The sequence below is a fragment of the Aquabacterium sp. genome, from assembly GCF_044226965.1.
Classification (GTDB): Bacteria; Pseudomonadota; Gammaproteobacteria; order Burkholderiales; family Burkholderiaceae_C; genus Pseudaquabacterium.
Genome location: NZ_JBGAGA010000074.1, coordinates 20,887 through 30,712 on the forward strand (window position 1 = coordinate 20,887; position 9,826 = coordinate 30,712).

Sequence of the window (9,826 nt, forward strand, 5' to 3'; positions counted from 1 at the left end):
GCAGGCCACCGCCGTCGTCAACCCCCCGCCTGCGCACGCCATGGCACCTGAGCTGAGCGAGCGCGAAGCCATCGAACGCGGCCGGCGCCGCGATCGGCGCGCACTGCTCACCGCGGCCGCCAACATGGCCGCCAAGCTGGTGACGGTGGCGACCTCGTTCGCGACGATCCCGCTGACCCTGCACTACCTGGGCAGCGAGCGCTTCGGGCTGTGGATGACGATCAGCTCGCTGTCGGCGCTGCTGGCCTTTGCCGACCTGGGGCTGGGCAACGGCCTGCTCAACGCGATGGCCGAGGCCAGCGGCCGCGACGACACGCTGGCGATGCGGCGCGCGCTGGCCAGCGCCGCGGCTTTGCTGTCCGGCCTGGCCTTGCTGCTGCTGGCGCTGCTGCTACCGGCGATCCACTTCTTCGACTGGGCCGCCGTGTTCGGCCTGCACGAGGCCCAGGCGGTGGCCGAGCTGAAGCCCGCGCTGCAGGTCTTCGCGCTGTGCTTCGCGCTGAACATCCTGGCCGGCGTGGTGCAGCGCGCGCAACTGGGCCTGCAGCTGGGCTTTCTCAACGGCATGGCCAATGCGGCGGGCGCGGTGCTCGGGCTGCTGGCGGTGCTGCTCGTGATCGGGCAGGGCGGCGGCCTGCCCTGGCTGGTGGCGGCCCTGCTGGGCGGGCCGCTGCTGGCCACCGCCGCCAGCGGCGTGTGGCTGCTGGCGCGCCGGCCCGCACTGCGGCCGCGGCGCGCCGATGTGCAGCAGGCGGTGATGCAGCGGCTGCTGCGGCTGGGCGGCCTGTTCCTGCTGCTGCAGATCACCACCGCGCTGGCCTATGCGTCGGACAACCTGCTGGGCGCCCGCTTCGTCGGCGCCGCTGCGGTGGGCGACTTCGCGATCGCGGTCAAGCTCTTCAGCGTCATCACGATCCTGGTGCCCATCCTGCTGGGGCCGCTGTGGCCGGCCTATGCCGAGGCCATCGCGCGCGGCGACCTGGCCTGGGTGCGCCGCACCCTGCGCCGCTCCACCGTGCTCGCGGGTCTGCTGGCCGCCCTCGGCTCGCTGCTGCTGCTGCTGGCCTTCGCGCCGTTGACGCAGTGGTGGCTGCAGCGACAGCCTGCCGTGCCGCCGCTGCTGTTGTGGGGCCTGGCGCTGTGGATGGTGGTCAGTGCGCTGGGCACCGGCCTCGCGATGTTCATGAACGGCGCCCATGTGGTCGCCGAGCAGGCCGTGATCGCCACCGTCTTCGCGCTGTGCTGCCTGGGCGGCAAGTGGTTCGTGCTGCTGCATCAGCAAGGCCTCCAGGCCTTGCCCTGGGTCACCGCGCTGAGCTACCTGGCGCTGGTGATGCTGCCTTCGCTGCTGCTGCTGCCGCGCATCCTGCGGCGCCTGCCCGGCACGCCGGCACAGGGCGCGTCCTGACATGGACATCGGCTCGCTCGTGTTCCGCAAGGCCGTGCAGTCCAGGGGCCTGGACCGGCGCCTGTGGTCCGGCCTGCGGCGCGCGCTGATCCGCCTGCAGCAGGACCCGACCTGCACGATGCCGATCCATGGCCGCGCGATGAAGGTCAACCTCTCCCACGGCCTGCCGCTGTACCAGGCCCACCATCCCTTCTACGACACCTTGCCGCGTCGCCTGGGCGGCTTCCTGCGGCGGCGGCACGGCGCACTGCGTTGTGTCGATGTCGGCGCGAACATCGGCGATTCGATCGCCGCCTTCATCGGCGGCGCGGAAGACCGCTTTCTCGCCATCGAGCCGAACCCGAAGTTCTTCGGGCTGCTGCGCGCCAACTGGGGCCACAGCCCGCAGGTCACCGCCTTGCCGGTGCTGTGCTCGTCCGGCAGCGAGAGCGGCGCGTTCACGATCCGCGAGCAGAACGGCACCGCATCGATCGTCGAGCAGGCCGATGGCGCCCGCCTGCAGCGCCGCACGCTCGATGACCTGATCGAGGAGCAGCACTTCGCGCCGGTGAACCTGCTGAAGATCGACACCGACGGCCATGACTTCGAGGTGCTCGAGGGCGGCCTGCGCAGCATCGCGCGCGACCGTCCGGCCGTGCTCTTCGAATGCGACGTGTTCGGCCGCGCCGACTACCCGCAGCGGGTGCTGTCCGCGCTCGATGCCTTCGCGCGCTGTGCTTACACCCGGTATCTCGTCTACGACAACTTCGGCCACCTGATGGGCCGATACTCGTTGGCTGACCCCACGGCTTTCAAGGCGCTGCTGTTCTACCAGCTGACCAGCCGCTTTCACTATTTCGACCTGCTGGTGATGCCCGAACCGGACCTCTGCGATTTCCACGCCGAAGAAACCCGGTTCTTCGCCGAGCAGCTGGCCGGCCCGAAGCGCAGCGCGGCACAGGCGCTGGCGCCGGGCGGTGCGGCAGACGATTGGCGGCGGGCATGAAGGTCGTCTTCGACCACCAGATCTTCTCGGTGCAGGCCTACGGCGGCTTCTCGAAGTACTTCGTCTCGCTGGCGCGCGCGCTGCGTGCGCTGCCCGGCGTCGAGGCCGACATCGTGGCGCCGGCGCATGTCAACGAATACCTCGGCCCGGCCGATGCCCACAACCCGCTAACGTTCAAGATGGCCGGCCCGCGGCGCGGCCTGCGCTACCGGCCGCGCTTGCTGGCGCCGTTGTTCCGCCTCGTCGCCGGCGCGCAGCGGCCCGACGTGATCCACGAGACCCACTACCTGCTCGGCGGCGGCCACCTGCCGCGTGGCGTGCCGGTGATGGCCACCTGCCACGACATGATCATCGAGCAGCAGGACGACGGCTCGCCGCGCAGCCGCGAGGCCATCGCGCACAAGCGCCTGGCGTTCGAGCGGGCCGGCGGCATCATCTGCATCTCCGAGCACACCCGCGCCGAGCTGCTGCAGCGCTACCCGCAGCTCGAGGCCAAGGTCTCGGTGATCCACCACGGGGTCGAGGCCGTGCCGGCACCGGCCACCGTCGACCCGCCGCTGCCCTCGGCCTACCTCCTGTTCGTCGGCCTGCGCGGGGGCTACAAGAACTTCGGCACCTTGCTGCGGGCCTTCGGCGCATCGCCGCGCCTGCACCGCGAATTCCAGCTGCTGTGCTTCGGCGGTGGCCCACTGACACCGGCCGAGCTGCAGGCCTGCGCCGAGGCCGGCATCCCGGCCGGTCGTGTGCAGCAGCGCTCGGGCGACGAGTTCCTGCTGGCCTATGCCTACCGCCATGCCGCGCTGCTGGTCTGTCCCTCGCTGCATGAAGGCTTCGGCATGCCCCTGACCGAGGCCATGGTGCAGGGTTGCGCGGTGGCCTGCAGCGACGCCAGCTGCTTTCCCGAGATCTGCGCGGACGCGGCCGCGTACTTCGACCCCCTGGACGCCGATGCGATGCGCAGCACGATCGAGCGGCTGCTCGACGACAGCGCGTACCGCGATGCCATGCGCCTGCGCGGGCGTGCGCGGGCGGCCGCCTTCAGCTGGCCGCGCTGCGCCGACCGCACCGCCGCCGCCTACGCCCGACTGCAGGAGCACCGGCCATGACGCTGAAGCACGAACTGCGCATGCTGCTGCGCAAGGGCGGCATCGACCTCAGCCGCTACAACGCCGCGCAGTCGCTCGACGCGCGCATGCAGCTGCGCCTGAAGACGCAGCGCATCGACACCGTGCTCGACGTCGGCGCCAACGACGGCGGCTACGCGCGCGCCCTCCGCGCGGCCGGCTTCGAGGGCCGCATCCTGTCCTTCGAGCCGCTGGACGATGCCCACCAGCGCCTGTGCCAGCAGGCCGAGGGCCAGGCCGGCTGGGCTGTGGCGCCGCGCATGGCGCTGGGCGCCAGCGAGGGCGAGGTCGAGATCAACGTGGCCGGCAACTCGGCCAGCAGCTCGATCCTGCCGATGCTCGATCGCCACCTCGAGGCCGCGCCGAATTCACGTTATGTCAGCCAGCAGCAGGTGCCGCTGCGGCGGCTCGACGCCGTGGCGCATCCGCTGATCGAGCAGGCCCGCGCCATCCACCTGAAGATCGACACCCAGGGCTACGAGATGCCGGTGCTCGAGGGCGCGGCCGGCCTGATGCCGCGCATCCGCGGCCTGCAGCTGGAGATGTCGCTGGTGCCGCTGTACGAAGGCCAGGTCCTGTTCCGCGAGCTGTACGACTGGGTCATCGGCCAGGGTTTCGAGCTGCACGGCGTGGTGCCCGGCTTCATGGACGTCGAGACCGGCCGCATGCTGCAGATGGACGGCATCTTCTTCCGTCCGCCCGCCGCATGAGCGCGGCGAAGGACTGAGCGGGGTTGACGACGATGCTCGAAGCCTTGCGGATCGCCTATGTCGCGCTGCCCTTCGCGTTCGCCGTGCTGCTGGCGCTGCTGCTGTGCGTGTTCGTCGTGGCCGCCTTCCGCTCGTCGCGCGTCGGGCTGCTGGCCGTGGCCTTGCTGTGCGGCTTCGACACGCTGCTGCCCCAGGCCGGTCCGATCGACCTGGGTCTGAAGATCTACGTGCCGGACATCGTCACCGGCCTGGTCGGGCTGGTGGCGCTGTTGCGGCTGCTGCTGGCGCGCCGGCGCGCGCCGATCCTGCTGGCCTGGCACCTGTTCATCGTCGCCGTCGCGTCCAGCTTCGTGTTCGGCCTGGGCGCCTTCGGCACCGCCGCCGGCGGTGCGTTGCGGCCGTACTTCTACGCCATCGCGGTGGCCAGCTACTTCATGAGCTTCCAGCTCGATGCGGCGGCGCTGCGCAGCCTGCTGTCGGGCCTGAGCTGGGTGGCGCTGTTCCTGGTGGCGGTGGTGTTCCTGCGCTGGATCATCGTGCTGCTGCCGGTGGGCGATCTGCTGCCGGCAGGCGGCAGCTACGACCCCACCGGATCGTCGAAGCTGCGCACCGTCAGTGCCGAGGATGCGGCGCTGATTGCGCAGCTGTTCGCGCTCGGGCTGTTCTACCCGCAGCTGTCGGGCCTGTTCCGTTTCATGCGGCCGCTGGTGCCGCTGTTCCTGGTGGCGCTGGTCGGCCTGCAGCACCGCTCGGTCTGGGCGGCGTTGCTGGCCGGGCTGGCCGCCCGCTTCGTGCTGCCGGCGGCTGGCCGGCGTGGCGCCACGCAGCTGGCGATGCTGGCGCTGATGACGCTGGCGCTGGCGGTGCCGGCCCTGCTGTCGGGGCGCCTCGGCGGGGCCCTGCAGGATGTCTCGCAATCGGCCCATCGCGCCGTGGCCCTGGCCGACACCGCGCAGGTGCGGCTGGACAGCTGGAAGTTCGCGATCGGCAAGTGGCGCGACGGCGGCGCCCGGGCCATCGCGTTCGGGCTGCCGCTGGGCACGCCGATGGATCGCTACTCGGTCACCTCGACCCAGGCGATCCAGCGCATCAGCTTCCAGGCCCACAACTACTACGTGCAGACCTTGTTCAACTTCGGCCTGCTCGGCCTGGGCGCCAGCCTGTTCGTGCATGGCTGGCTGCTGCGCCAGCTGTACCGCTGGGCGGACGATCCGGAGGAGGGCCCGATGGCCTCTGCGCTGCTGCTGATGCTGGTGGTGCAACTGGGCTTCTACATCACCTATGGCGTGCACTACACGCAGGGCCTGGTGCTGGGCATCGCGCTGGGCTACGCGATGCCGCTGCACCTGCGGGCGCGGCGCGCCGCGGCGCCGACGCAGCCGTTCCCGGTGTCACGCTCGGCACCGCTGGAGGGTTGGTCGGCATGAGCGCGACGGGCCGCTCCCAAGCGCAAATCCCGGAGCACTTAGTGCGGAAGGGGCGTCCAGTGAGCCCGCTGCGCATCGTTGCGGTGATGACCTGCTTCAACCGGCGCGAGACCACCTTGCGCTGCCTGGGCTGCCTGGCGGCCAGCGCGGCGCAGGCCGGCGTGGCGCCCGAAGCGGTGCTGATGGACGACGGCAGCCGAGACGGCACCGCCGACGCGGTGCGGGCGGCGTTTCCGTGGGTGCGGGTGCTGCAGGGCGACGGTTCGCTGTTCTGGACCCGCGGCATGCACCGCGCGCAGGCCGCGGCCCTGGACGGTGCGGCGCCGGACTACCTGCTGTGGCTCAATGACGACACCCTGCTGCTGCCCGACGCGCTGGCGCGGCTGCTGGCCACCGCGCAGGACAAGCAGCACCTGCATGGCCGTGCCGTTTGCGTGGCAGGGGCCACCTCCGACGCGGCCACCGGTGCCCTCAGCTACAGTGGCCAGGTGGCCACCAGCCGCTGGCGCCGCTTCAGCTTCCGCAAGGTGTTCTCCGAGCGGGAGGCGCTGCGCTGCGACACGATGAACGGCAACATCGTGCTGCTGCCCGTGGCGGCGGTGCGGGCGGTGGGCAACCTCGACCCGGCTTTCGATCACGGCGGCGGCGACATCGACTACGGCCTGCGCCTGCGCGAATGCGGCGTGCCGCTGTACGTGGCCGCCGGCATCGCCGGCCATTGCAGCAACAACCCGTCGGCCGGCGGCTACACCGACACCACGGCGCCGCTGCGCCAGCGCTGGCGCCACATCCTCCACCGCAAGGGCCTGCCGGTGCGCACCTGGCTGCCATTGACGCGCCGTCACGGCGGCCTGCTGTGGCCGCTGCACTTTGCGTGGCCCTATGTCAAGGTGCTGGGCAGTTCGTGTCTGGCCGCACTGAAAAGACGTTAGGAATGACCGGAGCATCCGCATGACCAGGCTGGCCTGGCTGCCGCAGCCCCTGCGCAGCTGGCTGCGTGTGCGGCGTGACGCGCTGCGCCGCAGCGGGCAGCAGCGCGCGCTGCTGGCGCTGGCGCATGCGCCGCAGCGCCGCATCATCATCGGTTCGTCGGGCACGTTCATGCCGGGCTGGGTGGCCACCGACCAGGAACTGATCGACCTGCTGGTGGACGAGAGCTGGCGCCGCTTCTTCGCGCCGGCCTCGCTCGATGCGATCCTCGCCGAGCATGTCTGGGAACACCTGAGCGCCGAACAGGGGCGCGCGGCCGCCGCCACCTGCCACCGCTACCTGAAGCCGGGCGGCTATCTGCGGGTCGCGGTACCGGACGGGTTGCATCCGGAGGCCGACTATCTCCGCGCGGTGCGGCCACCGGCCGACGGGCACCGGATGCTCTACACCCATGCCAGCTTCAGCCAGCTGTTTCGCGAGCTCGGCTTCGACGTCCGGCTGTACGAGTATTTCGACGAGGCAGGCCGTTTCCACTTCAGCGAGTGGCGCGCCGAGGACGGCATGGTGCGGCGCTCGCGCCGCTTCGACCCGCGCAACAGCGAGGCGCGGCTCGGGTACACCTCGATCGTGCTCGACGCGGTCAAGCGGGACGCCTGAGGCATGCAGCAGCAGGTGGCCATCGTGCAGCGCCGGCTCACGCATTACCGCGTGCCGCTGTTCGAGCTGATGCGCGAGCAGCTGGGCGCGCAGGGCGTGCGCTTGCGCCTGCTGGTCGGCCAGCCGACGCCGGACGAGCAGGCCAAGCACGACGAAGGTCGCATCGCCTGGGCCGAGAGCCTGCCGACGCGCTACGCCTTCGGCGACCGGCTGTGCTGGCTGAGTTTCGGGGCGCGGCTGCAGGGCGAGGCGCTGGTCGTCGTGCCGCAGGAAAACAAGCTGGTCTACAACCTGGCGGCGCTCAGCGTCGCGCGGCCGCGCCGCATCGCGTTCTGGGGCCATGGCCGCAACATGCAGAGCCGTGCGCCCGAGGGCTGGCGCGAGCGCTTCAAGCAGTCGACGATCCGCGCGGTGGATTGGTGGTTCGCGTACACGCAGCTGACCGTGCCGCTGCTGCAGGCGGCGCGCTTCGATGCCGGGCGCATCACCGTGCTCGACAACGCCGTCGACACGCGCACGCTGGCCCAGCAGTGGCAGGCCGCCGCCGCGCAGCGCGACGCCGTGCGTGCGCGGCTGCAGCTCGAGGCCGCGGCGCCGGTGGGCGTGTTCGTCGGCTCGCTGTACCCGGACAAGCGCCTGCCCTTCCTGCTGCAGTGCGCGGCGCGCATGCGTGAGCGCCTGCCGGGCTTCCAGCTGTTGATCGTCGGTGACGGGCCTTCGCGCGACGAGGTGCAGCGCTTCGCCGCGCAACAGCCCTGGGTGCGCTGGCTCGGCATGCTGCGCGGCGCCGAGAAGGCCGAGGTGCTGGCCGTGGGCGACCTGCTGCTGAACCCGGGCCTGGTCGGGCTGGGCATCCTCGATGCGTTCGCTTGCCGCATCCCGATGGTCACCACCGACTGCGGCATCCACTCGCCCGAGATCTGCTACCTCGAGTCCGGCGTCAACGGCCTGATGACGGCCAACGACGAGGCCGCGTATGTCGAAGCGGTGCTGCAACTGCTGACCAACCCCGAGCAGCGCGCGCGGCTGGCGCAAGGCTTGCAAGCCAGTGCGCGACGCTACACGATCGAAAACATGGCGGGCCATTTCTGCGACGGCATCCTGCGTTGCATCGAGCTGGCGCCGAGCGCGTCGCGCGTGCCGGCCTGACGATGAAAGTGCTGTTCGATGTCTTCGAACTCGACCGCGGCCATGGCAACAGCCTGGGCATCTTTCGCTACGCCCAGGAATTGTTCCAGGGCCTGCAGGCGCATGCCTCGCCCGAGTTCGAGCTGGTGCTGGCCGGGCACGGCGGCAATGCGGCGGACTTTCCGGTCACCACGCCGCATGCACGGGTGCTGCAGGTGGCCGATCACTATCCGCGCCATGCGCAGCGCTTGCGCTGGCGGGTGCTGGGTGCGCGCCAGGCCATGGCGCGCAGCGGCGCGCAGCTGTACTTCTCGCCCAAGGGCTTCCTGCCCTGGCTCGGTGCGCGGCGATCGGTGATCGTGGTGCACGACCTGATTCCGCTGTGGTACGCCGAAGCGCATCCGCAACACTTTCGCGGGCCGCAGCGCTGGCTGGTGAACCACGGGCTGCGCACCGCCTGCCGGCGCGCCGACGAGCTGATCACGATCTCGGCCGCATCGGCGGTGGACATTGCGCGGCGCACCGGCCGCACGCGCCATGTGCACGTGATCCACAACGGGCTGGCGCCGGTGGCCGAGCCGGCGGTGGCGTCCGAGGCGCCGCGGGGCGACTACCTGTTCTCGGTGGGCTCGGCGCTGCCGCACAAGAACCTGGCCGGCGTGCTGGCGGCCTACCGCGCCTATCGGCAACTGAGCGAGCGGCCGCTGCCGCTGGTCATCTGCGGCGCGCCCGACACCGGCGAGCCCTTCGTCACCAGCGTGCGCGGCCTCGGCGAGCAGGCCTTGCAGGCGCACTACCGCGGCGCCGCGGCCTTCGTCTTCCTGTCGCGCGCCGAGGGCTTCGGATTCCCGCCGCTGGAAGCCATGCAGCATGGCGTGCCGGTGGTCTGCTCCGACATCCCGGCGCTACGCGAGGTGACGCAGGGCAAGGCGCTGCTGGTGAACCCCGACGACAGCCGCCAGGCGGCCGAAGCCCTGTTGCGCGCCACCACCCCTGGCGAAGCCCGCGAGCGCCTGCGCGAGGAAGGCCAGGTCACCGCCGCGCAGTACCGCTGGGAGCACTGCGCACGCCAGGTCTTCGACGTGCTGCGCGCCACTGCGCTCCGATGACATGAACCGATCCGACACAGCCCAGATCGCCGGCATCCCGATCTCGCTGGCCGCGCACGAAGTCGTGATGGCCGACGTGGCCGAGCGCATCCGGCGGCGCGAGCCGCACGGCAGCATCTCGATCACCAACACCGAGTCGATGTACCACGCGCTGCGCCGGCCCGCCCACCTGCGCTACATCCGCCAGGCGCGGCATTCGCTGTGCGACGGCGTGGGCGTGATCGTTGCCGGCTGGTTCTGGGGCCTGCGCGTGCCGCGCTACAACGGGCCGATCCTGCAGCTCGATTGCAGCGAGCAGGGTGTGGCCGCCGGCTGGCGCCACTTCTACCTCGGTGGCAAGGAAGGCGT

At 71.1% G+C, this 9,826-nt stretch carries 10 protein-coding genes; all 10 read left to right on the plus strand.

Features of this window, described 5'->3' with window-relative positions; all coding sequences use genetic code 11:
* Positions 1-40 precede the first annotated feature (40 nt).
* Positions 41-1,408, plus strand: coding sequence for a lipopolysaccharide biosynthesis protein (locus ACILR4_RS24045; RefSeq protein WP_395703423.1), 1,368 nt, complete (start codon positions 41-43; stop codon positions 1,406-1,408).
* A gap of 1 nt (position 1,409) precedes the next feature.
* Positions 1,410-2,393, plus strand: coding sequence for an FkbM family methyltransferase (locus tag ACILR4_RS24050; RefSeq protein WP_395703424.1), 984 nt, complete (start codon positions 1,410-1,412; stop codon positions 2,391-2,393).
* A complete protein-coding gene (locus ACILR4_RS24055) occupies positions 2,390-3,499 on the plus strand; it encodes a glycosyltransferase family 4 protein (protein WP_395703425.1) in 1,110 nt (369 codons plus the stop codon). Before ACILR4_RS24050 ends, ACILR4_RS24055 begins: the two co-directional genes overlap by 4 nt.
* On the plus strand, positions 3,496-4,227 hold the full coding sequence (locus ACILR4_RS24060; protein WP_395703426.1) for an FkbM family methyltransferase: 732 nt from the start codon (positions 3,496-3,498) through the stop codon (positions 4,225-4,227). The genes ACILR4_RS24055 and ACILR4_RS24060 overlap by 4 nt, the downstream gene beginning before the upstream one ends.
* A gap of 32 nt (positions 4,228-4,259) precedes the next feature.
* Complete coding sequence (locus ACILR4_RS24065; protein ID WP_395703433.1) at positions 4,260-5,654, plus strand: O-antigen ligase family protein; 1,395 nt, start codon at positions 4,260-4,262, stop codon at positions 5,652-5,654.
* Between the two features lie 59 nt (positions 5,655-5,713).
* A complete protein-coding gene (locus ACILR4_RS24070) occupies positions 5,714-6,586 on the plus strand; it encodes a glycosyltransferase family 2 protein (protein WP_395703427.1) in 873 nt (290 codons plus the stop codon).
* 19 nt (positions 6,587-6,605) lie between these two features.
* On the plus strand, positions 6,606-7,241 hold the full coding sequence (locus ACILR4_RS24075; RefSeq protein ID WP_395703428.1) for a class I SAM-dependent methyltransferase: 636 nt from the start codon (positions 6,606-6,608) through the stop codon (positions 7,239-7,241).
* A 3-nt stretch (positions 7,242-7,244) separates the two neighbouring features.
* Positions 7,245-8,390 carry a glycosyltransferase family 4 protein gene (locus ACILR4_RS24080; RefSeq protein ID WP_395703429.1) on the plus strand — a complete coding sequence of 382 codons (1,146 nt, stop codon included), beginning with the start codon at positions 7,245-7,247 and terminating at the stop codon, positions 8,388-8,390.
* Positions 8,391-8,392: 2 nt separating this feature from the next.
* Positions 8,393-9,478, plus strand: coding sequence for a glycosyltransferase family 4 protein (locus ACILR4_RS24085; RefSeq protein WP_395703430.1), 1,086 nt, complete (start codon positions 8,393-8,395; stop codon positions 9,476-9,478).
* A gap of 1 nt (position 9,479) precedes the next feature.
* A partial coding sequence (locus ACILR4_RS24090; RefSeq protein WP_395703431.1) for a hypothetical protein occupies positions 9,480-9,826 on the plus strand: 347 nt, incomplete at its 3' end.

Excerpts from the sequence above, each read along its gene's own strand:
- ACILR4_RS24045 (WP_395703423.1), top strand. The coding sequence starts at position 41 with ATGGCACCTGAGCTGAGCGAGCGCGAAGCCATCGAACGCGGCCGGCGC.
- ACILR4_RS24050 (WP_395703424.1), top strand. The coding sequence starts at position 1,410 with ATGGACATCGGCTCGCTCGTGTTCCGCAAGGCCGTGCAGTCCAGGGGC.
- ACILR4_RS24055 (WP_395703425.1), top strand. The coding sequence starts at position 2,390 with ATGAAGGTCGTCTTCGACCACCAGATCTTCTCGGTGCAGGCCTACGGC.
- ACILR4_RS24060 (WP_395703426.1), top strand. The coding sequence starts at position 3,496 with ATGACGCTGAAGCACGAACTGCGCATGCTGCTGCGCAAGGGCGGCATC.
- ACILR4_RS24065 (WP_395703433.1), top strand. The coding sequence starts at position 4,260 with ATGCTCGAAGCCTTGCGGATCGCCTATGTCGCGCTGCCCTTCGCGTTC.
- ACILR4_RS24075 (WP_395703428.1), top strand. The coding sequence starts at position 6,606 with ATGACCAGGCTGGCCTGGCTGCCGCAGCCCCTGCGCAGCTGGCTGCGT.
- ACILR4_RS24080 (WP_395703429.1), top strand. The coding sequence starts at position 7,245 with ATGCAGCAGCAGGTGGCCATCGTGCAGCGCCGGCTCACGCATTACCGC.
- ACILR4_RS24085 (WP_395703430.1), top strand. The coding sequence starts at position 8,393 with ATGAAAGTGCTGTTCGATGTCTTCGAACTCGACCGCGGCCATGGCAAC.